The organism is Halorubrum kocurii JCM 14978 (assembly GCF_000337355.1).
Taxonomy (GTDB): Archaea; Halobacteriota; Halobacteria; order Halobacteriales; family Haloferacaceae; genus Halorubrum; species Halorubrum kocurii.
Window position 1 is genome coordinate 33,727 of sequence record NZ_AOJH01000012.1, and the last position, 21,625, is coordinate 55,351.

Below are 21,625 nucleotides of genomic sequence, written 5' to 3' on the forward strand. Positions count from 1 at the left end.
AATAATAACATTCGCTTTTCTAGTAGTCCGAGATCGTCGTGTAGACGAGCAGTATCTAAATCCGCGGGTAGCGCCACAGAACAGACGTTTCCGCGGCCACTTTTGTCGAACCAATCTTATCGAGAATTAATGGCGGAGTCACTGGACCCGCTTTCTGACCGTGCCTGCCGGATGACCGACGCCTACAACACAGGAATCGAAATCACTGAACAGTTGCGAGAAGGTGACTCCCTGCTATTGAGCGTTGCAGATAGTTCAATCCAGACAGAATACCTCAACGATAGCTATCCAGAGTGGCATCCTGCTCCACACTCCTTTCTCGGGATGGTTCGGCTCCTCATCTACCGAGAGGCCACAGGTGAGAGCTATCAAGCGCTGGCTCGGTATCAAGAACTCGCCGAGCCACTCGATTTGGAACACATCCCCGATGAATCCGTGTTGTCCCGAACGTGGCGGAAACGCTTCGACGACGGCGTTCGGGAGTTCGTCCAGATTGCTTCGCACTTCGTCATTAAACAATCTCACGACCGCGAGTTTTCAGCTCCCGCTGTCCGGCCGAAAGCAGAGATCGTCGACGAAGTGGACCCCTCCACTGATGATGAGACGGCTGGGTGTGAATTCTCCGACAAGCAAATCTACCGGACGACTCGACTCACTCGTTATCACGGCTTCGATGAGTTTGATTCCGGTCGCGCTGCGAACACGACCTACGAAGACACGCAGTTCTTCGAATTGCAGACGTTCATGGGAATGGTCAACTGCGGGACGCCGCAAGGAGCGGCTCGGTTTCAGTATCGACACGGCTCGGACAGCAGTCCACACGGCGATACGTATCTTAGAACGATCAAACAGTTTGCGCCAGGGGAACTGATCGATGGATTCGATAGAGTGGCCGATCGGCTGCTTTCGGTTATCAAATCCGAAGCATCGTTCCGTCGGCCGGTGACAGCTGCGATCGACATCACGACTATCCCCTATTACGGGGATGTCGAAGGGATGTCGATGGTCAGCGGTACGAAGGATAGAGACAGTCGGGCCTTCAAGTTCGCAACGCTCTCGATCATCGGACAGAATATCCCGCTCGTTCTTGCCGTGGAACCGGTTCGAGAAAGTTCTGGATGGGACGACAACCCGTCGAATCAGATCCATCGTACTGTTCGGCGACTCGTTCGACGAGCGAAAAGACACGTTCCGATCGAGACAGTACTCTGTGACCGAGAGTTCGATTCGATACAAGTGTTCCAGACGCTCTCAAACCTCGATGTGAATTACCTCATTCCCAAGCGGATCTCCAGCTCTGAACGGGATATACTCAAACAAATGGAGGAAGACGACCAAGAGGTGGCTGTTGAGTCGGCTTCTGTCCATGTGGAATCTGGATCGCATCCAATGCGGCTCCTGTACGTGCCCTCGACGAGTGGGGAGGGAACGGCTGTCTTCGCGACGAATCTTCGAGTCGGTCCCGAGGAAGCCGAGACGTTCTGTCAGCGCTACAGCCGCCGGTGGCAGATCGAGAGTGAGTACAAATCGATCAAGGGCGACTTTCTCGCGAAGACCTCCTCGAAAGATTACCGTGTTCGCCTATTCTACTTCGTGTTCGCGGTCCTCTTGTACAATATCTGGCGGCTCACCGACTTCCTGCTGAAAGCGGGTGTGGAAGGTGAGATGGACTACGCACCAGTGTTGACTGCGGGTGAATGTGTTGAACTCGTTGCCTCGGCGTTGATCCCGCACGACTAATCGGCTGAGCTCTCGCTGAGTCTGCCGTTCGGGAGTGGCAACCCTATTCAGGAGCGCTAAAATCCATACAATTTCTTACGATTTCTCGGTAGTTCGACCAGTAGGATTCAAAATCGGTGCTTGAGTGGTGATGATGACCACGAATAGATAGTTATTCAACCCAAGACTGGCTTATCCTCCGAAACTGTGGAGAGCGAAAAATAGCGATTCCGTATTGCGACATACACTATACAAACAGACGAAATGAGGTGTCTCCCGCAAACACTCCACTATCGAAGTGTATCTTCGGCGGTCTGACCCCCTGATTCAGGACGACAAGAACGGCTTCTCGCAGGTGTAAGCGTGGTGGATACTGGGTTTCCGGTGAGGGTATGGTCAGATTCCGGGATAAGAAAGACTATCCCGAGCAGTGGACCCACACAACGATATCCGAGCTAGTGGTGGTCTAAATTGAGTAACCTATCAGCACTGCCGGTCGATCCACTGACACCACTTCTCGAAGTCTTCCCCTCCGGACTGGTCTGAGATGTTACGTAGTGTTCCAGTTCGGATCCGATCGTGTTGCGGGACGGAGACGACACGGACATCGTCGTCGTTTGTCGGGTGCTCGTATCGAAGCTTGACGTGGCTGCCGGTCCGATCAACGATAGCAAAACGATTCTTCGAGAGTGCTTTGACAGCATCGCGTCCAGAAAAATCAGGCGCTCCCCTCCGACTTACTGCATGAACTCGGGGAGGCCATCGTGCTCGTCGCGAGCCTGCTGGACTTCATCAGGATCGATACCAAGTTCCTCAAGCACTTCTTTTTCCTCCTCCCAATTGTCGACCGAGTCACCAGTTTCTCCCTTGTGAAGTGCGACTGCCTCGTCAAGATTGTCGAGGGCATCTTGCCGTGTCTCACCCTGGCTTGCGACACCAGTCGCCTCGTCACGGGCGACCCACCAGCCGTCGTCCGCCTGGGTGAGCGTAATCGTTCGCCCACTCCGGACGTCGTCGTTCGTACTCGTTTCGGTGCTCATTATCACCATGTTACCTGAGCGGCGTGATAACCATTCGGCCGTTGAGCGGCATTCGGCACAGAATCGACTCAACAACCGAGACGTATGCGTACCCTGTAGTTGATGTCAGTCACGTTCGCAGGAGGTCTATCTGAAACAGATTAGCCAAAATGTCTTGAATACTGACTCCATCACCTCCAGGTCCTGTGGTTTCAGCCTTAACCAACACCCGGCAGTTCTACCACCGGTCGTTGGTTAAGACTGAGCAGAGCGGCTTTCCCGGGCCACATGGATCAGTGTGTATGGGCGATATCTTCCGCGTCAACTGCCCGGGCTGTGGACAAGAGAAGGGCCCAATCACGATACACCCCGGCACCGTCGGCATTCACTGCTCATGCGGGATCACCGCAACTGTGGACATCAGCGCGCAAGAAATCGATGAATGGTGGGAGCGGGAAGACTGACCTACCCGAGGTCGACGCTACGTTTATTCTTCACACTGGGTAAAACGTGGTATGAGCCGTGAATCCTCCGACGCCGACATGATCTCGGACGAGGAGTTCACCGAACTGCTCGCCGATGCTGAGGGGACGACGCCCCTAGAGATCGAGCGCGGCGCTGCTAAACTCGATATCGTACCGCCTGAAAGGGCGACCATCGTCGACGTTGACAAGGCACAACTACCAGATGATGAGGGTAGAGGCGACAAAATCCACGACCAGTGAACAATTATCGAAATCGACTGTTACGCATCTTCTAACTCGTCGGCGTCGACCTCGCCTCCGAGATACTCTCGGCCGAGATCAGATAGTTGGTAATATCCGTCGTTGTCCTTCACTAAGAGTCCTTTATCAGCTAATTCTGGCAACCGTCCCCGTACTGTAGAGTACCCGATGTTGTGGCCGTGCCGATTTAAATTCCGATAAAGAGGCTTCGGGGCAAGTTCTAGATCGTAGTCGTTGAGAAACTCCAAGATGACTAGATCAGTCATCGTCATCCACCCCGGAGTAGGCCGCATTTTCGCTACATCTAATGGGACCTTTGTTAGTTACGCTGGTTGTGTTCCCTGAATAGCCCATTTGAGCCAATAAATAGCCCATATAGGCTAATACTTAATATATTAGAGCTCTCACGCTATACTCACGGACCCAGTCGGCCGTTGATGACAACGCGCTGTGCGCAAAAAGACGCTGGCCAATCTGCGCCAATAGTTGGCCATGGGGTCCGTGGATACGCACGAACCCATGTATACCAGTTCAACGCGGGGGCTTGTGACTCTCGTCAAGGACATAGAATCAATTTTGACTGACAAGTACCCGGCAGCACCCCCGACGATAGTATGGGTCGACCACGTGAGCCACAATCCGTTCAACTACCAGAACGACGGTCACCAACCAGACAATTCGTTCGCAATCAACAACATAAAATCAACCATGACGATACCGCATCCGCCGAAGGCCGCGTCGCCTCGCAACCTACCGAGTCTGCTCCCGACAGACGGTACATCCCAATGAGCCGCCCAGCAATCGATCTTGAAACTGACGTCATCCGTGACCGTCCGCTAACCCAGGAAGAGGCAAAGATTCAGGTGGCGCTCTGTGATGACGACCCATCACAACTCATGCTTAGTGTCGGCGGGAACTGGGGTGTCACCTTCGCCGAACTCACTCCAACGGAAGCCCGTGCGATCGCAACAGCGCTTGAACATACGGCCGTGCGCGCTGCCGCTGCCACGGGGGTTTCAACTGATGAGTGATTTCTTCGATGAGCTCTCTGATGAACTCGACGCGCTCGGCGACCGCGACAAGCCAATCGACGATAGCCTCGAGCACGACCCGACGAGCGGCCGCTGGCTTGAACGCGAGACCGCTGAAGCCTTCGAGCGGTGGGGCTACCGGACAATGCGGAACGAGTACCTATTCGGGCTCGAGACGGACGTCGTCGCCCGCAGAGAAACGCTCCAGAACGACCCGGCTGATTACCTCGTCGCCGAGTGTAAAGACTGGCACACGAAACTCGTCGAGCGGCAAGCAGTCGCCGACATCTCTCACCGAGCGCTGCTCGCGCGGGCGATGCCTGTCCTCATTGTTGCGTGGGGCGTCACGAACCGGGCGTGGGCGCTTGCTCAGATGCTTGATGTCCGGATCCTCACGCTTGAGGATCTCTCTGCAGACTCACTGCCCCCGCTTACTGAACACCGGCCGCCGCGGGGAACGCTTCGTACGCGGCGAGAACCCTCCGTGCGTGAGTTCAGAAGGCCGCTGCCACCCATCCTCATGCGGCAGTCCACCCGCGATGTCGAAGCGCCCGTATTCTATGCCAGTAGCAACAGCCCGTGTTACGTGCCAGATCGCGACGGCAACGATGCGTACGTCCCGGCCGCGGATGCCGAGTACGACTTCAACGGCTCACGCTAGCAACATCGTCGTAGAGTGGGGTGGCACAGAAAGGATATTTTCCACCAAATCACAAAGAACAGTTCAAGAACGTAACCAGGCGTTCTAGGCGATCTTACGTTGCTTATATCGAATCGACTAGGCGGTTCTATGACTCGCTCGATTCCAATCATCAGCTATCGAACCCCTCTCCTTCTTCGTGTTTGATGGCACCCCTACGCGTGTTCGATAATATCTCCGAGCTCAAACAGTTGTATGTTATCGCGTTCGGACACAGCTTCCTGAACAGACTGTGTCACACCATTCCGGGTGAATAAGGCGTACTCAGTGACCCGCTCATCGCCGCCCGGCGTCCAGCGTATCTCGGCGGCATGGTCTTCAAGCGAGGCGAGAGCTCCGTAGTCAAGCGGTGCGTTCGTGAACTTACATTCCCCCACGACCATCGTCCCGTCCGTGGTGAATCCGACGACGTCAACCTCGTGTTCCTTGTACCACCATCGCCCGAGATCCAGGAACGTTTCGTCGGGGTAGAGGCCAGGGAGTGCGTCTTGACAAAGTCTCTCGAATTCGTGACTCACAAAATCCGGAAGTTCCGGCTCAATGACCGCGTCGTAGGCATTCTCCCCGAGCCGTTCGTATCGATCTTCCTTGCCGTAGACGAAACGGAACCAGAACCGGAACAGGGGATCGAGGATTCGATAGCGTCCCCGGCGTGACTTCGCCTTCTCTTCAGTGATCGGAACCTCCCGCTCGATGAGACGCAGACGCTCTAACTTCTGTGTGTACGTCGATATCTGCTTCCCATCGATTCCTATCGCTTGAGCAATCTCGTTCGACGTTGTCTTTCCAGCAGCGATGGCGGTAAGGATCGCAAAGTATCGATTCGGGTCCGTGAGTTCGGTGCGGAGCACGTACTCTGGTTCGTTATGGAGATATCCCTTCTGGGAGAGCACTTCCTCGGTGAGAACTGTTCCGAGGTTCTGTCCGAGATTGACGCCATCGAGATAGTACGGAACGCCACCGAAGATCCCCCACGCGAAAATCCGTTCTTCGGGTGAATACTCGTCCGGAACGAACTCCTGTGCGGCAGCGAAATCGAGGGGCCGAAGGTCGAGTCGTTCCGTGAATCGTCCGTACAGTGGACTGTTTCCGAGAAGCGTCGCTTCCTCCATCATGCTGATCGATGATCCGACCAGCACGAGCGTCCCCGACGTGTTCTGGAGCCGCTGGTCCCACAGTCGCTGAATGACCGAGGGAAGGCTCTCGTCGGCGTCGATGAGATAGGGGAACTCGTCGAGAACCACAATTGCGTCCTGATCTCCCAGATATCCGAGCAGCGGTTCCCAGTTCTGTTTGATTTGTGTGATCCCCGGGAACGATTCGGAGGCGACATCGACGAACTCGTCAAGTTGTATTTGGGAAGTGGTCTCCGTGGCCTGATAGACGACTGCGTCGTCACGGTCGGAGAGCGAGTGCTGGACGAGTTGTGTCTTCCCGAGACGTCGCCGACCGAAAACCACGACCATCTCGGCGTCGTCGGATTCGTAGCATCCGCGTAGCCGAGAGAGTTCATCATCCCGATCCACGAAGTGGTCCATACATCCTCTCCGTCTGGATGAAGAATAATACTTCCGAATAGCCTATCTCAAAATAGGCTAATTTCAGATTGTCTATTACTCATACCTATAGGCCTCCTCGATCTAGAAAGAACGCTCTGATCAATCGATATATCCCCTGTACTGAGCGATCCACGAGTTAGTCAACGAGGTGTATGAGCTGTTCTATGACACCATCGGGAATTTGGCGATCTCAGTGGTTCCGGTGACCGACAATCTGGGCTGTCGAGCGCGCCATAGCAGTAGTGGCCAGTTTGGAACAATATTAGAATACTATCAGATTATTAAGTTGTTTCCTGTCGTCCCCTGTGAAAAATCGGCTTTGCGGAATGCGTGTAGCGTTTCCAGACCAGTAAGCCTGAACCCAGCCGGGTCACCGAGGTGATACGGGAGTTCGTGATTAAGCGCAACCCAGAAATTATAAAACAACTGCGCAGCACCGAAGTAGACTGTTCGAGCCAGTCGGTTCGACGAGCGACACTGCCCCTGAAAGGTATGCTTGAGCTGGCGAATGGCCGTCTCAATCTTCCATCGGTTTCGATACTGATAGCTTAGACCCTCGATGTCCCGTTCGTCGACGTCAAGATCTGTAATCCAGACCGTATGTGTGTCACTGTCGCCATTTTCCGCATCAGTATCTGTATCAGGTGTTGTCTCGGCCGGAGGCATGCGATTCGCATATCCATCGAGTATCATTGTCGAGTCTGTCTCGGAGTCAGCAGCTTTTGAGCCACTCTTCCCGGAGGCATCCTCCCATGAGGTACGATCGGGGCCGCGGGTGAGTTTCGTGTTCGGTGTGGTTTGCTCTTGCCCAACTTCCTCTTCGGGGATTGGAGCGATAAGTGCGTTAAACGTCTGCGACTCCGCATTAAACGCGGTGAATGTGAGGCCCGTGACTTTGTCTGGCTCTCCAGGAACGGCACGTTTCGCCATATTGGAGTACGCCTTATTCTCTGGAGCCTGTATCATCCAGCGTAAGTCGTGTTCTCGGCACTTCGTGACGATATCTGCTTGGGACAACTGGCTGTCCATGTAGATGCGTCCGAACTCAAACGAATCGGTTTCACGAAGGTAACGTACCATCCGATCGAGGGCCTCGGCTTTTTCGCTTCGATCTTTGATAGGAGTGACACCTAAAATATAGTTTTGACCCGGTGAAACGGTCGACAAAACAGCATAGTGCCAAAATTCTGTAGTATTATCTTTTTTGATGGATCCAGTTACCCATCTGTTTTCTTTTCCATACCAGCCAACAGTTGTGAGGTCAAAAGCTAGGTGGATCGGCGAGGATAACGCCAGTGTGTCCCGTTTAAGTAGGCGACACGTCGCGTCGATAAATTTTCGTTCGAGGTCCTCTACTTCGTACCCCCCGGGCGTACCTGGACGTGGGATGTACTCTGACAGCGTTGATGCCGAGGGGGTGTTATACGGAGAGAGCCAATCAAGCAGTTCGGCTCCGTTTTTTGCGGCACATTGCTCGATAGCTAGATGCGCGAACAACCGGTAGACATCCCCAATCGAGTACTGGTAGTTGGGGGCAAAGCGATCACGATCGAACCGGAGACAAGGGGCAACCAGAGCAATATATTTAGCGAGGATTTGACTTGCCTGATCCAGCTTTTCATCCATGCTAACTGTCCACTCTTCATCGTTTTCCAAGTAATAGGCGCGTGGCTTCGAGGGGTATACAGGAGCCCGATCGAAGGAGCGCCCCCGAGTGGTCAACGCATAGAGCGCTGCGTTGTGACTGTAGCGTGCAGCCGTAGAGAGAAATTCGGCGTCGAAATCGCTGATAGCCCCTGAAAGTGTCGAATAGCTTGTCCCATCGCGGGGGGTGAAGCCGGCTTCACGCGCAACCGGACCCCCCTGTTCGAGGATGGCCTCGAGTTCACGGTACCCACCAACGAACTCCTTCAAGATACCGGCACGGTACATCCGTTGTGTGCGCTGATCTAACGCGTCCTAATCAGCAATCTCGTCACACGCAGGGGCTATTCGTAACTCAAAATGCCGCAGAGCCCAGAGGTATTTCTCGGTCTCTTCGTCGTATTCGATTTCACCGCCAAGCTCCACGGTTTGGTTTTTTGCGTCCCATCGGTCAACATCATAGGTGGGCGACAGGGATACCGAAGAGAGTGGATCAAAACCCGGCTCGACGCCGTCGAATGTGGGTGGCAACTCGTCACCGCAGGAATCTGTGCGCTCAAACGCCATTAGGGAACGCGTCTTACCCAGGTTTATTATACAATTCGGTTATGTTTCACCAGAACTGACAAACATGCGATAGAACTCAAACATAGCGATAAATCGGACAGTACTGCTATTACGGCTACGGATGTACGATCGTCTCGACCAGACAGAAGATCCCGACCGCGGCGGAGTTCACAGAGAGTAAACAAGCGACAGAGGAGACAGCGATGCGCGTCACACGTGACGCGATCGCCGTCGCCAAGCCGATCTGGATGATCGGTCACAGCGCCTACGATACGCTTGACTGGCACGACCACCTGCTGGCCGCAGGGGTCGTACCAGTCGCTCCGTACAACGCGCGAAACGCCGACGACCGAAAGGTTCGAAAACGCGATTCAGGCGTCCGCTGATCTCGCTCAACACATCGCCTCGCAGGAGTTCGGATTCGATGGAACAACATCCAAAGGCGCGATTCGAGCACTTGATCGTGAGGGCGTCATCGACGAAGAGACAGCCGACACGCTCGTTGCCACGATCGGCTTTCGGAAATTCGAATGAACGTAGATAAAGAGACCATCCAAGACCGATGTACCGATCCCGTGTTTGAGCGGGGGCAAACCTATCGCAGAGAGGGACGGATACAACAACTTGATCGGTTCGACGATCTCGTGACGGCGGTTGTCCTTGGGTCGAACCCGTACGACGTGACTGTCAAATTCGGTGGCCGAAGCCTCGAGACTCAGTGTACATGTCCATACGACGGCCAAGGCGACTGCAAACACGTCGTCGCGGTGCTACTCACTATCGCAGACAACCCACCAGAGGACGAGAGCGAGTGTATCGAAGCCGTTCTGGCGGACGTACCCGTCGAGGAGTTGCGTGCGTTCGTTCTCGATACACTCGCCACACACAGCACGGTCCGCGAACAGTTTCTTGCCCAGTTCGGTGACGAGCAGAAATCGGTCGATGAGTACCGCGAGGAGATCGGAGGCTTGTTCGAGCAACACGCCGATCCGGTCGTGTTCGAAGCGATCGACTTCTCCCGGTTCTTCGAGGTTGCTGAACAGTACCGTGAGCGTGATCGATACCTCGCCGCTGCGACCGTCTATCAAGCGATATTCGAAGAAGTCGATGAAAACTTCACCAAGATCGACGGTTCCTACGACCACTACGCACAGACGCTCCAGACAGCTCTCGATGGATATCTCGACTGTGTCTTGGCGACTGATCCCAGTCCCGAGGATTTCGAGACGTATGCAGGTGTTTTGGAAACCCGAGCAGCAACAGAGTCAGCAATCAACAGCGAGCAGTTCCGGCGAGCACTCGACGATCTCGAAGGCAGATATCGCGAATAGACGACCACAATCTCAAAACAGTGACTCCAGTTCCCCATCGCTATCCATCAACTCCGAGAAACGGACCTCACTCTCGTCAGTGATCTCCCCGAGATTCTGTTGTGCTTCGATTGCGACCTGTTGGAGCTCTTTCACTCGTGGGACGTTCGTCACGCCGCCGAGCAGTACGAGCGCTGCGACCGTCCCTTCTCCACGCCGCGGATAGTCACCACCTCGGACCTCCATCGAGCCGGTCTGTTCTTCGAGCCACTTGCGACCGTGCTCGATTCCTTTCCGGTTGAGATACTCTGGTGGGCCGGCAACCACAAGCAGCGCTCGCTCCGTGCCCTTCACCTCACAGGGTAAGGTGAGCCGACCGAGAGTCGCCTTCCGGGGCTGTGTTGAATCGCTGTAAGGCGTAGAGATTCACTGTTTGACGAAGCGCTTGATGTTATAGACGACACACATCAGCGCGATTTCGCGGAACTCACGGAACCATGTCTGCGCTCGCACGGCGAAGCCGAGCGAGCGCTTCACAGCCGAGTTCACGGTTTCGGTCATAGAGCGCTGATTGTAGCTGTTATCGTCAATTCTGGCGTTGTGTGCGTGGTCGTACGGAGCGAAGATACGGTGTTTGATCAGCGGTCTGATCCCGAGCTCACGTAATCCTTCACGAAGCGATTGCTTGTCATAGCCTTTATCGGCCGCGAGAGACCGCAGATCGCCCGCGTTCCGGCGGGCGATCTGCTCAGCAAGGTCTGCGTCGCTTCCGTCTCGATTCGTTGAGCAGTGAACGTCAAGGACGGCTTGAGACGCTGTATCGACGAGCTTCGTGACTTTGAGTTTTTGAACGCGGTAGCTGATTCGCTGGCAGTAGTGGCGGCTGGCTGGTGAGCGGTCGTAGAACGTGGCGTCGATCGCGGCGTGTTCAGAGAGATCGTGCAGCTGCGCCGACTGGCGCAGCAGCACTCGACAGACGCTCATACTGATCCGGTCGAACGCCTTACACAACGTGGACGGCGCGGGGAGATCGGCCGCGTTGAGGCCGATCTCCCCAGTTATTTGTGGCATCTCTTTGAGTAAGTCGATCGTCATGCGGTACGATGAATAGAGGTAAATCCGCAGACAGTGAAGGGAAACGAGTGCATAGTCGGCGAATCCGCCGCCACCTTCCGGGGCGGCGGATTCGCCTCCATCGCNGAGGTAAATCCGCAGACAGTGAAGGGAAACGAGTGCATAGTCGGCGAATCCGCCGCCACCTTCCGGGGCGGCGGATTCGCCTCCATCGCCAGTAACTCTTTGAGCAACCGGGACAACTTCCCCGATGAAGCGGGAGATTTGCGTCATAGACAACCGCATTCTCCCGCTTCAACTCCTTTGATTTAGCGGCCTACCTCGCTGCTGTATGGCGATTCAACACAGCCCCTTCCGGACAAGACTCGTGATCCGGTTGGTCGCCTCTGTACTGTCGATCCCAGCATTCGAATCGCCACGGAGTCGCGAGAGCAACCCCTTCCGCTCTGGTTCGTCCACCTCGACGTCGGCATAGCCTAGCGAGGATATCCCGCCGCCTTTGAGCGTGTTAATGATCTCCGAGGAGTCGACCACACTCTCGGCGATGTCGCTTCCTTCGGTTATCTCGCCCGCACTGAAGAGAACGCCAAACCGCTGGACCAGCTCCTCGTTGATCGCATCGAACCCTTCCTCAACGGATTCACCCGAACTGCGCCACGCGTCGTTGTCGAACAGCATGAGGTTGTCCACCTCACCGACGAACGTCTTGAGCGACCGAGCGGCGTTCAGCGTGTAGATCCCACCCTCGTTGCTGCCAGGCAGAATACCGAGTCCGTACACGGGTTCGGTGTAGATCCGCCTGAGGTTCTTGGCGATCACGGGTGCTCCTCCCGACCTCGTCCCGCCACCAAGTCCCGCAACGACGAGGAACGCATCGATCTCGTGGACTGGCACCGAGTCGAGTGCGCCCTGAACCTCGTCGATGTCTTCTTCGGCCACCTCTGCGCCGAGTTCGTTATCTGCGCCCACACCGTGGCCCTTCACTCGCGATTGCCCGATCAGGATCCGACGGTCTTTCGAGAGGTGGTCGATTCCCTGGAGATCGGCTTTCGCCGTGTTGACAGCGATCGCTCCACGAACGATATCTGCGCCTGTCCGTGCGTCATAGGCTAGGAACTCGTCGACCACCTTCCCACCCGCCTGTCCGACCCCGACCAATGCGAGTTTCATGTGAACACACCACGTGTGGATACGCAGGTCGGACTCATAAAGGTTAGAAGATCGAAAATAATGGGTTGAGAGGGTCGTCTCAGACGGTGCGTCGATAGTAATATCTGAAACACTGGAAAAACGGTTCCATGGCCATCTCTCATGTGTTGGGACTGTAGCTAACATCGTTAGCGTTGAGTGGAAGTCCAACACAAAACACCAAACCGCCACCGTTCTCCATCGGCGGCCCGACCGACACATCCGGCGTAGATTCTTAACCAACACATCCAACGTATCCCCCGGTTTGTTGGTTAAGACTGGCATTCTCCGGTAACTTCAGGTCCTATCACACACCGAGCACACCAGCGACGGCGCCACCAGCCCCAACTGCGGCCACGACGACAGCGACGCCGACGACCAAGAGCGCGTAGTTCGCGATCGGATTCGCTGCCTTCACGATGTCGAGCGAGTACGACGCGGAAGACATCGGCTTGAAAGGCCGGACCCCCATTGGCGTGAGGACATCGTCAAGGAGGTGCCCGACGATCGTCGCGACGCCAACGGCGCACCGACCAAGCTGAACAGGGCAACTCCAGCCACACCGACAGACGAGCCGAGAGCCGCCCCGATAGCAGCGTACACAGCTCCGACGAGGAGGGCGAACCACACGGTGTGTGTCGGACCACGATGTGAGATGAACGGCACCCGCTGGTCCCAATCTGGAATCATGGCACCGGCAACAGCGACGGCTGCGCCGCCGACGGCAAGCTCGACAACACCGAGTGCAGTGAGTACAAACCCAACAGGGGCGTACGCAACGAGCGACGTCCCGTAGTGACCAGCTCGATACACAGGTGAGCATGAGGCAGTGAACGCTCTTCAGTCGTTTGCCCCTTCGCGACGACTTCTCTCGCCACCATGGCCGCGGATGAAATGAACAAACGATGGCCGTCCATCTTTCGTCATCAGATTCAACAAAGCAAAATCCTGATAACTGCTATAGTGCTCACCTGACACGGCCCTCAGGCCTCTGCCAAGGCAAACGGATACACTGGCCCACTCCCGGCGTCACGAAGCACAAACGCCGCTTCAGTAAATGCCCAGCGTGAGTCGACAAGATCGTTGACAATCAACACCGGACCGGCCCGAACACCATCAGTAGCTGTCATCGTGTCTTCGACGTTCCATCGCTTCTGATACGAGTTGGCCAACTCCTCGCGGGGTTGTACCGCATCAGTTTGCTCTAGCGCCTCGATATACGGGAGCTCTAGGGTCGCTGCGATCTGCTCGGCAAGCGCTGTGACTTGACCAGTCTCGTCCCACAGCGGAATCGACGTCACCCACGCCGGCGCAGGCGACGGCCCCCACTCGTCGAACAGTTCAACGGCAGCCGAGACAAGCTCCGCACTATACTGGCCAGTATCTCGTTGCTCACTGACACGCGCTCCCCAGCCAGGATCATCCAACGTTGCCAACACACGGCCATCCTCCATGTTGCGGTCATCATCGATCACGGAGCGGCCACCATCCTGCTTCGGCAAGTAGTATCGCGAGGAGATCTCATTCGTTGAGGTGCCCTTGTAGTGGTCAACCGCCACATCGATCAACTCTCGCTTCTCGACAGCCGATGGAACAAATTCACCAACACAGTTGGCACAGTGTCCGCAGTCCTCCTCAAGTGACCCGTCTAACTCATCGTCGATGAACCGCGTGAGACACGTATCGGTCGTCGCAAACCTTTGGATTCGATCCAGCTCATCCCATCGATGCTGCGTGACTGACTCAATACGTTCGTGATCATAGGACCAGTCTTTGGCTGTCCGCTCGTAGCCGTTCTCGCCTTTAAAAATGGCATTCTCGACTCGCAAGATGTTGAGACAGGTATCTACAGCACCCCAGCCGACGTTGACGTGTTTGAGCAGTTCGTATTTGTGGAGTTGAGTGTCGCTGGTCTCGATTGTCTTAAGCAGCGCCTGGAAGGCCTCCGGTTCGGGGAAGGCCTGTTCGATGAAGTACTCAGCCACCTCATCATCACTCTCGCCGCTCAGCATGATTGCCTCTGCTTCATCGAGCGCCCGCCCAGCCCGCCCGATCTCCTGATAGTATCGGATGAGGTTCGGTGGCCGTTGGAAGTGGATCACCCACCCTAAATCGGGCTTGTTGAATCCCATCCCGAGTGCGTTCGTTGCGACAAGCGCGTCGACGTCATTTGCCATCAACTGGGATTCAAGCTCTCGTCGGCGGTCGCCGTCGAGGCGGCCATAGTATGGCTCCACATCGTGACCGAATTGCTGGAGCCACTCAGCCACGAGTTCGACTTCATCAGTCGTCAGACAGTAGATGATGCCCGAGCCATCGAAGGAACCAAGATTTTCAGCAAGCCAAGCGAGACGCTCAGCCTTCGAATCCATCTCAATGGTCTGGATCCGAAGTGAGTCGCGAACCAACTCCCCGCGAATCGCATCGAGGTCCGGCACCTGCGTCGTGATATCATCGACGACGCGGTCGTTGGCGGTGGCCGTCGTTGCCGCCACCGGAATATGTGCCGGCAACTCGTTGAGAATGCGACGGATCCGACGGTAGTCAGGCCGAAAATCATGGCCCCAATCAGAGATACAGTGGGCCTCGTCGACGACAAGCAGCCCGAACTCCTCGTCCATTTCCAAGAGGATCTCCTGTTGGAACTGCGAATTTGCGAGTCGCTCTGGTGAGATGAGGAGGACATCACACTCCCCCTCAACGACCGCAGTCTTTGCCTCGTCCCAGTCGTCGGTGTTGTTGGAGTTGATTGTCCACGCAGAGAGCCCCAACTGATTTTCCGCGTCTTGGACTTGGTTGTGCATCAACGACAACAGCGGGCTCACGATGAGTGTTGGACCAGCACCTTGCTCTCGGCGAAGCTTGGTAGCCGTGAAGTAAACCGTACTCTTGCCCCACCCCGTCCGCTGGACTAACAACAGCCGATCGTTGTCATTGACGAGCCGATCGATCGCCTCCCACTGTTGTGATCGAAACTCCGCGTCAGGACCGATACTTCGTTCCAGCAGTTCCTGTGCTCGGGCTTTCGGCACTCGATCCGTGTCGTCTGGCTGTGCTTGCTGAGCGGTTGGCTCTTCAACCGAATGCCCAGTAGAATCAGTTGCCGGTGTTTCAAGATCTGTATGGCTGGTAGGCTCGTCAAATTGTTCCGAGTCCTCTTCAGTCCCGTCATCAGAGTCAGTAGTCTGGGTCTCGCCAGTCTCTTCAGTCGCGAGATCTTGTCCCTGAGTCGCCGTTTCATCCGACTCAGTCCAGTCTTCAACAGCCGCACGGAGGGATGGCGCCACGCGATCACCAACATACTGGGCCGCAGTGAGCGCGTCAACAGATGCGTCGGTGACAGCAGCTGGCGTCTCGAAGCCTTCCTTACCCAGCATGTGGTAGTACCTGATCGAGTAGCCACCGTCTTGAAGCGCTTCAGCAAGCGGCGATGGCGTGAACCACTCAATAAGCGATCCGACGGCTTCCTCTGGTGGCACCCCGACAGGTGCGAGGTCACCATACGCTGAAGCAACCTCATTGCGGGGCACATCCAGCCCGTCTGCGAGGTTTGCTAGTAGCGTTCCCTCGCTCTCATACGCTTCATTCGCTACCGCCCAAATACAACGGCAGGTCCGTTCTCCAAGCTCCGTTGAGCGTGTCAGGGTAACGAGCGACGCTGCGACGATCTCGTCGACACGCTCATAGCCAGCCTCCGAGAGTGCTGTCGCACGCGTGGAACCGACGCCAGGAAGGTCCGTCAGCTCTGTTGGTTGATCTGTCGAGTCGTCAGTATCGACTGTTTCAGCGCGCTCATCAATCATCGCTGTACGGAACTCGTAGGAGTGCTGGTATCCAAGAGCAGGCCACGAGTGCTCCGAGTCACTCTCACCACTGACATGGTGGATGACCTGACTTAGTGTGTCTTCGAACTCGCAGCCAGAAACTGGACACGAAACTAAGCCTGCCATCAATATCTCTACTGTCTGATGTGAGTAGACTGGCTTAGGTCTTGTTGTGTACAGAGAAAATTTCAATACTCAAAGTATTTCGAACAGGTCCTTGAGGGTCAATTAACCAGGGGTTCCAGGCATGTCACCACGACGGTACTGCGTCACAGATCGTAGTGCCGTTGAGTGTAATAAAGTACGCCAATCAAGTCGGGCGGTATCCTTCCCGTCAGTCAAGCCCGAGAGCAGCCGTGAGTTCCGTACTTGCCGCCTCGTGAATGCTCGTGCCGTGGCCGACGAGGATATGATCAGGATCCCACTCGGCGAGCTCCTGTGGTGACTCCTCAACCGCCGGGTGAATCCCGAGTGCGTCGCCGTCATCTCGGAATGACGAGAGTGTCCCGAGTGTCTCAGGGACGAGTAATGTCTTGCGTTCGGCGTTCCACAAAACGGCCTCTTCCCACTCGTCGTCCAGCCGGAGTTCGTGAACCTCGTACTCCGACCCAGAAAGTACCGACCCCGTAGCTTCTGCGTCCACGTCGAGTTTCTCGCGTGTGAGCGACATCTCCTCCGGAACGGAAACAGCGACATCGTGTCGACGCGCCACCGCCGTAGCGTCGCGTGTGTGTCTATCTTGGAGGACGGCGACACCGACCACGTCTCCCACCTCGCGGAGGTGCTCGTCAAGCCCCTCGACGTCGACCGGGTCGACAAGCCAGACACCGGCGTCCGTCGTGAGTGCGTGGCTCGCTCGACGCGCATCCTCCACAGGATAGGCGATCCAAGTAAACTACCCTACCCTACTTCGCTCACCCCATACGGGGTTCGCTCGTTGAGGGTAGGGCTTTGATGTGGACTCCCAGCAATCAGTCGCCAGCAAGGGGCTGGTGACTCTCGCCGTTCAACGTCACCAGAACGCAGAGCGTTCTGGTTGGCTCACGAGAGCTCTGCTCTCGTGAACGTCCCACCATTTACACGCACGTCTACTGGTGCGTCTCCGCTCCCCGACTTGGGCGAGGAACGGAGTCTGTGTTGTCGCTTTCGGGCATAGCGTAGCCCAATATTCTTCGCTGCATTGTAGTCTGCGTTGACCTCGTAGCCACACTTCTGGCAATAGAAGCGTTCGCCGTCACGGTTCGATTCGTGCGTGAACCCACAGTCCGTTCGAGAACAGCGTTGGGACGTGTGGTTCGGCTCAACTTGCTTCACGNGCCGTCACGGTTCGATTCGTGCGTGAACCCACAGTCCGTTCGAGAACAGCGTTGGGACGTGTGGTTCGGCTCAACTTGCTTCACGGAGACGCCCTGTTCGGGCGCTTTGTACTCGACGTACTCGTACAGGCGTCGGAACGCCCAGATGTGGTGCCACTTCGCCTGTGGAAGTTGCTCTCGGATATCGGTCAAGTCCTCAAGCACAATAACACCGCAATCGTGATCGACAGCTTCCGAGACGATTTCGTTGGCAACGGTGTGGATGTACTGTTTCCGCCACGCTTCTTCGCGCTTTCCGAGGCGAATCAGGGCGTTGTGCCCGGCTTGCGTCCCGCGCTGTTGCATCTCACCACGTCGCTTCTCGAACTCGCGGCACCAGTGATCGTAGTCGTCTCCCTGCCAGAACGTGCCGGTCGAAGCTACTGCGAGGCTGTTGACGCCGAGGTCGATACCAAGAACTGTTTGGTGCTCGGTATCTTCCGAAACCTCGGATTCGTCGGTATCGNAAGCTACTGCGAGGCTGTTGACGCCGAGGTCGATACCAAGAACTGTTTGGTGCTCGGTATCTTCCGAAACCTCGGATTCGTCGGTATCGCACTTTCGCGTCGTGATATGGAAGTAGAACTCGTTAGTCGCCTTGTCGTATTGCAGTGTGCTCGCCCGGAACTCGTAGTCCTCCGAGAGAACGTACTGTTCGTAGGGCGTCGGGCTGTCCGCCGGAAGTTCAAAGTCGCACTCGACGCGCCCGTTGACGGTCGAGAGAGACACACGGTCGCGGTAGAACGTCGCGCTTCGCTTGTCGTAGACCATGCTCCACGAGGTGAACTCTGGCTGGCTCACCCGCTTGCCCTGTTTCCACCGTTCGACGCATCCTTTCGTCGCTTGGACGGCACGACGGATCGCCTCTTGAACGAGGTTCGCAGTAAGATCAGTTTCCTCTCGCAGTTGTTCGTAGAGCGCGTCCCGTGCCGTCGAGTTCGCCGTAACGCAGTTGGCGTAGGAGTCGTCGTCCCAACAGAATTCAGCGGCACGATTCGCACAGTGAAAGAACTGTCGCGCGGATTCGTGGAGGTCGTCGTACCGCTCATCGGGAACGACGAGTTTGACCGGCGCAGTTCGACGCACCTCCATGTTTCAGACTACTATCTAACGGTACTTGTGCGTTGGGGAGTCAGGTAGCTACCGTCGTGCGGTTGCGTCGTGCGTTGTCGGTTTCCTCTCCGACCTACTCGCTCGCTGCTCTCGCTCCTTGAGGTCGGAGGCTCCACCTCGAATTATGCTGAATAGCCGACTCGTGTACACTTCAAAAATCTAATTACGAGAGAATAACAGCATTGAGGCGATGGTCCCCCAGAAAGCTCCTCCATCTACAGCGAACGCTACAGAACTGGCCAGTAACACAGATGAGAACGCCCCCCAGCTCCGCCTCCAGAACGTCGGCAAACAGTATGGCGATATCTGGGGCGTCCGTGACGTTTCGTTGGATCTCAGCCCAGGCGTCCTCGGGTTGCTTGGTCCAAACGGCGCTGGCAAATCAACCCTCATGCGGCTTATCACGACGTATCTCACGCCCACCGAAGGCACAATAACCTTCGACGAGACGGACATCGTTGACGATCCAAATACCGTTCGCAAAAACGTCGGGTATCTGCCGCAGGACTTCGGAGTGTATCCGGATCTCACTGCCACGGAGTTTCTTGAGTACCTCGCGGCAATCCGCGGCCTCAAGCGAAAAGAAGCCCGCGACCGGATCGAAGATCTACTCGAACTCACCAACCTTCGCGATGCTCGTAACCGCCGACTCGGTGGGTTCTCCGGCGGGATGCGCCAGCGCGTGGGTATCGCTCAAGCCCTGTTGACCGACCCTGACCTCCTTGTCGTGGATGAGCCAACCGTTGGCTTAGATCCCGCAGAACGTGTCCGGTTTCGAAATATCCTCTCATCACTCGGCGAGGACCGAGTCGTTATTCTCTCGACGCATATCGTCTCGGACGTCGAAGCGACAGCCAACGAGGTAGCCATCCTCTCAGAGGGGCGGCTACGCGCTCATACAACGCCCGAAAAACTCCTTGAGGACGTCACCGACCGCGTCTGGGAGCTCGTGATTTCCCAAGACGAGCTTCACTCGCTCAAATCGGAGTATCTCACAAGCACAACGACCAGACGAACGGACGGTGTTCACGCACGCATCGTAACAGACAGTCCATCAAGAGACGCAACACCAGTATCCCCGACTCTCGAAGAGGCCTACCTTGATCTCCTTGAGGGGACCGAGGAAGACGAACCGGGTGATGCGCTGTGAGTGCTGGCCGGAGTGCTGTTCACGTCGCCGTAGCTGATCTCCGCCAACGACTGCGGTCACCAAAGTATCTCGTCATTCCACTACTCATCGCGTGGTTTGCCCAATCGCTCACGTCAGAGACCACGCAACTGGTCGTTGCTGGTGAATATACCGGTGTTCAAAACGCGGCGTGGTTCGGCGGAATGGTTGCGACGATGGGGACCTTCCTGCTGTTTGTATTCGGGTTCACCTTGGTTCGAGGAGCGGTGACCCGGGAACGAGAAACAGGCGTTGGGGAACTTGTCGCCACATCCCCTCTCAACAACAGTACGTATCTCGTTGGTCGGTGGCTTGGCTACTTTTTATTGTTGACGCTAGTGACCGTCCTCCTCGTGTTGGCGACAGTCGCAGGCTATCTACTTCACGGAACAGGTGAGTTCCATTTCTGGGCGCTCGTCTCCCCATTTGTGTTTCTGACACTGCCGGCGATGATGCTCGTCGCCGCGGTTGCGGTGCTGACAGAGACAATCCGGTCGCTTCAAGGAACACTTGGATCTGTGCTCTATTTTTTCGGTGCGGTGGCTGTGTTCACCTTAGCGACACTTGGGTCCGGGACGACATTCGGCCCGACTGGACTGGCGGTCGTCCGGAATAGTATGCTACAGGCGGCAGGGGCTGATCCGACAGTATTTGAGAATCGGTCCTTCGCCTTTACAGGAGATCCTGGTACTGTAACGACGTTCACGTGGACTGGCGTTGAGTGGGGTGGCGCTGAACTCCTCAGCCGTGGCCCGACGGTTGCGGTCGCAGGGCTTGGATTGATCCTCGCCGTTGTGACATTCGACCGGTTTAATCCGACAATCAGTATCCTTGAACGGGTACAAGATGTGTTCGCTCGTCGTGACGGGGCTCAAGATACCGAAGAAACTGCCACAAACCCTCCCAAGACGGACACTGAGAGTGCGACACGACCAGCTGAAGTTGATCACCGGCCAGCCACAGCGGATCCAGGGTGGCTGCCTAACCGGCGCTTGCTCTTCGCTGAAATACGGATGGCACTCCGGGGACAGCGCTGGTGGTGGTACCTTGGAATCCTCGGATGTATCGGTGCTGGATTCGCTGCCTCACCTGGCGCCGCTCGTGGTGTCGTCCTTCCAGTGGCGTGGCTGCTTGGCCTCTCGGTATGGGCAGGACTCGGTGTCCGAGAGCAACGGTTCCGGACGACTGAACTGGTATTTACGACACCGTACCCACTGGGACAGCTTGCTGCTGTTTATTTCGGTGGTGTCATCGTTGCGCTCGTCGCTGCGTCGGGTGTACTCGCGGCACTCGCCATCGCTGGCAATTTTACAACGATCGGCGCAATCCTCGTTGGGGCCTGTTTTATTCCCGCACTGGCGCTGGCGAGTGGCATTTGGCTTGGGACGTCACGAGTATTCGAGGTGATCTTCCTTTCAATGTGGTACCTCGGTCCCATGAATGCGGTCTATTCGCTCGATTTCGTCGCGGCACACCCCGAGACAGTCGCACAAGGAATTCCACTAAGGATAGCTGCTGTAACCGTGGCGTTGCTGATCGCCGCTGTTGTTGGACGAAAACGGCATCTTCAGCGGTGAATACGGGCTTTCGCAAGGCTCGAAGAACAACGTACTATAATTCCGATCAAAA

At 56.1% G+C, this 21,625-nt stretch carries 18 protein-coding genes and 5 pseudogenes; 10 read left to right on the forward strand and 13 right to left on the reverse strand.

From position 1 onward, the window contains the following. Positions 1-129: 129 nt before the first annotated feature. Positions 130-1,740 carry a transposase gene (locus C468_RS01580; protein ID WP_008847122.1) on the forward strand — a complete coding sequence of 537 codons (1,611 nt, stop codon included), beginning with the start codon at positions 130-132 and terminating at the stop codon, positions 1,738-1,740. A gap of 462 nt (positions 1,741-2,202) precedes the next feature. On the opposite strand, the pseudogene C468_RS17385 reads toward C468_RS01580, so the two are convergent. Together C468_RS17385 and C468_RS01585 are read right to left on the reverse strand one after the other, a co-directional pair. Continuing rightward, positions 2,203-2,439: pseudogene (locus C468_RS17385) on the reverse strand (type II toxin-antitoxin system HicA family toxin); the annotation flags it as partial. A 17-nt stretch (positions 2,440-2,456) separates the two neighbouring features. After that, positions 2,457-2,759, reverse strand: coding sequence for a type II toxin-antitoxin system HicB family antitoxin (locus C468_RS01585; RefSeq protein ID WP_049911860.1), 303 nt, complete (start codon positions 2,757-2,759; stop codon positions 2,457-2,459). Between the two features lie 281 nt (positions 2,760-3,040). Between C468_RS01585 and C468_RS18330 the strand changes: the two genes are divergently transcribed. From C468_RS18330 to C468_RS01595, 4 genes are all read left to right on the forward strand, one after another. Continuing rightward, positions 3,041-3,202, forward strand: coding sequence for a hypothetical protein (locus tag C468_RS18330; RefSeq protein WP_161609714.1), 162 nt, complete (start codon positions 3,041-3,043; stop codon positions 3,200-3,202). A gap of 51 nt (positions 3,203-3,253) precedes the next feature. After that, positions 3,254-3,463 carry a hypothetical protein gene (locus tag C468_RS01590; protein ID WP_008847124.1) on the forward strand — a complete coding sequence of 70 codons (210 nt, stop codon included), beginning with the start codon at positions 3,254-3,256 and terminating at the stop codon, positions 3,461-3,463. 785 nt (positions 3,464-4,248) lie between these two features. Further along, positions 4,249-4,494 (forward strand): hypothetical protein, encoded by a 246-nt coding sequence (locus tag C468_RS17395; RefSeq protein ID WP_080510590.1) that lies wholly within the window; start codon positions 4,249-4,251, stop codon positions 4,492-4,494. Next, positions 4,487-5,155 (forward strand): restriction endonuclease, encoded by a 669-nt coding sequence (locus C468_RS01595; RefSeq protein ID WP_008847125.1) that lies wholly within the window; start codon positions 4,487-4,489, stop codon positions 5,153-5,155. The genes C468_RS17395 and C468_RS01595 overlap by 8 nt, the downstream gene beginning before the upstream one ends. A 194-nt stretch (positions 5,156-5,349) precedes the next feature. On the opposite strand, the gene C468_RS01600 is transcribed toward C468_RS01595, so the two are convergent. From C468_RS01600 to C468_RS01605, 3 genes are all read right to left on the reverse strand, one after another. Beyond that, positions 5,350-6,732: an ATP-binding protein gene (locus C468_RS01600; protein ID WP_008847126.1), complete on the reverse strand. Its 1,383-nt coding sequence runs from the start codon at positions 6,730-6,732 to the stop codon at positions 5,350-5,352. Positions 6,733-7,026: 294 nt separating this feature from the next. Beyond that, complete coding sequence (locus C468_RS17400; protein WP_161609715.1) at positions 7,027-8,667, reverse strand: transposase; 1,641 nt, start codon at positions 8,665-8,667, stop codon at positions 7,027-7,029. 45 nt (positions 8,668-8,712) lie between these two features. Further along, positions 8,713-8,964, reverse strand: coding sequence for a hypothetical protein (locus C468_RS01605; protein WP_049911861.1), 252 nt, complete (start codon positions 8,962-8,964; stop codon positions 8,713-8,715). Between the two features lie 107 nt (positions 8,965-9,071). Between C468_RS01605 and C468_RS01610 the strand changes: the two are divergent. The 3 genes and pseudogenes from C468_RS01610 to C468_RS01615 all read left to right on the forward strand — a co-directional run. Next, positions 9,072-9,320, forward strand: a pseudogene (locus C468_RS01610) (transposase); the annotation flags it as partial. Further along, positions 9,241-9,498, forward strand: coding sequence for a HepT-like ribonuclease domain-containing protein (locus C468_RS17405; protein WP_080510591.1), 258 nt, complete (start codon positions 9,241-9,243; stop codon positions 9,496-9,498). The pseudogene C468_RS01610 and the gene C468_RS17405, both read left to right, overlap by 80 nt. Continuing rightward, positions 9,495-10,295 carry an SWIM zinc finger family protein gene (locus C468_RS01615; RefSeq protein WP_008847128.1) on the forward strand — a complete coding sequence of 267 codons (801 nt, stop codon included), beginning with the start codon at positions 9,495-9,497 and terminating at the stop codon, positions 10,293-10,295. Before C468_RS17405 ends, C468_RS01615 begins: the two co-directional genes overlap by 4 nt. 12 nt (positions 10,296-10,307) lie before the next feature. Here C468_RS01615 and C468_RS17410 read toward each other — a convergent pair. The 8 genes and pseudogenes from C468_RS17410 to C468_RS01650 form a co-directional block, all read right to left on the reverse strand. After that, positions 10,308-10,667: pseudogene (locus C468_RS17410) on the reverse strand (cell division protein); the annotation flags it as partial. Between the two features lie 33 nt (positions 10,668-10,700). Beyond that, entirely contained in the window at positions 10,701-11,621 is a 921-nt protein-coding gene (locus C468_RS01625; RefSeq protein WP_080510596.1) for an IS5 family transposase, read from the reverse strand. Positions 11,622-11,699: 78 nt separating this feature from the next. Next, positions 11,700-12,518 (reverse strand): annotated as a pseudogene (locus tag C468_RS01630) (tubulin/FtsZ family protein); the annotation flags it as partial. Between the two features lie 325 nt (positions 12,519-12,843). After that, positions 12,844-12,984, reverse strand: a complete 141-nt coding sequence (locus C468_RS19290) for a hypothetical protein (protein ID WP_394295467.1) — start codon at positions 12,982-12,984, stop codon at positions 12,844-12,846. Beyond that, on the reverse strand, positions 12,951-13,226 hold the full coding sequence (locus C468_RS19295; RefSeq protein WP_394295466.1) for a hypothetical protein: 276 nt from the start codon (positions 13,224-13,226) through the stop codon (positions 12,951-12,953). Before C468_RS19295 ends, C468_RS19290 begins: the two co-directional genes overlap by 34 nt. A gap of 293 nt (positions 13,227-13,519) precedes the next feature. Continuing rightward, the gene (locus C468_RS01640; protein WP_161609716.1) at positions 13,520-16,339 is read right to left on the reverse strand and encodes a RecQ family ATP-dependent DNA helicase; all 2,820 of its coding nucleotides are present in this window, start codon (positions 16,337-16,339) and stop codon (positions 13,520-13,522) included. 355 nt (positions 16,340-16,694) lie between these two features. Further along, complete coding sequence (locus C468_RS01645; protein WP_008847133.1) at positions 16,695-17,234, reverse strand: hypothetical protein; 540 nt, start codon at positions 17,232-17,234, stop codon at positions 16,695-16,697. Between the two features lie 167 nt (positions 17,235-17,401). Further along, positions 17,402-18,807, reverse strand: a pseudogene (locus C468_RS01650) (RNA-guided endonuclease InsQ/TnpB family protein). Positions 18,808-19,018: 211 nt separating this feature from the next. On the opposite strand from C468_RS01650, the gene C468_RS01655 reads away from it, so the two are divergent. Both C468_RS01655 and C468_RS17415 read left to right on the forward strand, forming a co-directional pair. After that, positions 19,019-19,978: an ABC transporter ATP-binding protein gene (locus C468_RS01655; protein ID WP_321163709.1), complete on the forward strand. Its 960-nt coding sequence runs from the start codon at positions 19,019-19,021 to the stop codon at positions 19,976-19,978. Further along, entirely contained in the window at positions 19,975-21,573 is a 1,599-nt protein-coding gene (locus C468_RS17415; protein WP_008847136.1) for an ABC transporter permease, read from the forward strand. Before C468_RS01655 ends, C468_RS17415 begins: the two co-directional genes overlap by 4 nt. The last annotated feature ends 52 nt before the right edge of the window (positions 21,574-21,625 follow it).

What these genes read in the sequence shown, in the direction of transcription:
- C468_RS01580 (WP_008847122.1), top strand. Translation starts at nt 130, where the DNA reads ATGGCGGAGTCACTGGACCCGCTTTCTGACCGTGCCTGCCGGATGACC.
- C468_RS01585 (WP_049911860.1), bottom strand. Translation starts at nt 2,759, where the DNA reads ATGAGCACCGAAACGAGTACGAACGACGACGTCCGGAGTGGGCGAACG.
- C468_RS18330 (WP_161609714.1), top strand. Translation starts at nt 3,041, where the DNA reads ATGGGCGATATCTTCCGCGTCAACTGCCCGGGCTGTGGACAAGAGAAG.
- C468_RS01590 (WP_008847124.1), top strand. Translation starts at nt 3,254, where the DNA reads ATGAGCCGTGAATCCTCCGACGCCGACATGATCTCGGACGAGGAGTTC.
- C468_RS17395 (WP_080510590.1), top strand. Translation starts at nt 4,249, where the DNA reads ATGAGCCGCCCAGCAATCGATCTTGAAACTGACGTCATCCGTGACCGT.
- C468_RS01595 (WP_008847125.1), top strand. Translation starts at nt 4,487, where the DNA reads ATGAGTGATTTCTTCGATGAGCTCTCTGATGAACTCGACGCGCTCGGC.
- C468_RS01600 (WP_008847126.1), bottom strand. Translation starts at nt 6,732, where the DNA reads ATGGACCACTTCGTGGATCGGGATGATGAACTCTCTCGGCTACGCGGA.
- C468_RS01605 (WP_049911861.1), bottom strand. Translation starts at nt 8,964, where the DNA reads ATGGCGTTTGAGCGCACAGATTCCTGCGGTGACGAGTTGCCACCCACA.
- C468_RS01615 (WP_008847128.1), top strand. Translation starts at nt 9,495, where the DNA reads ATGAACGTAGATAAAGAGACCATCCAAGACCGATGTACCGATCCCGTG.
- C468_RS19290 (WP_394295467.1), bottom strand. Translation starts at nt 12,984, where the DNA reads ATGTCTTCCGCGTCGTACTCGCTCGACATCGTGAAGGCAGCGAATCCG.
- C468_RS19295 (WP_394295466.1), bottom strand. Translation starts at nt 13,226, where the DNA reads ATGATTCCAGATTGGGACCAGCGGGTGCCGTTCATCTCACATCGTGGT.
- C468_RS01640 (WP_161609716.1), bottom strand. Translation starts at nt 16,339, where the DNA reads ATGATTGATGAGCGCGCTGAAACAGTCGATACTGACGACTCGACAGAT.
- C468_RS01655 (WP_321163709.1), top strand. Translation starts at nt 19,019, where the DNA reads ATGGTCCCCCAGAAAGCTCCTCCATCTACAGCGAACGCTACAGAACTG.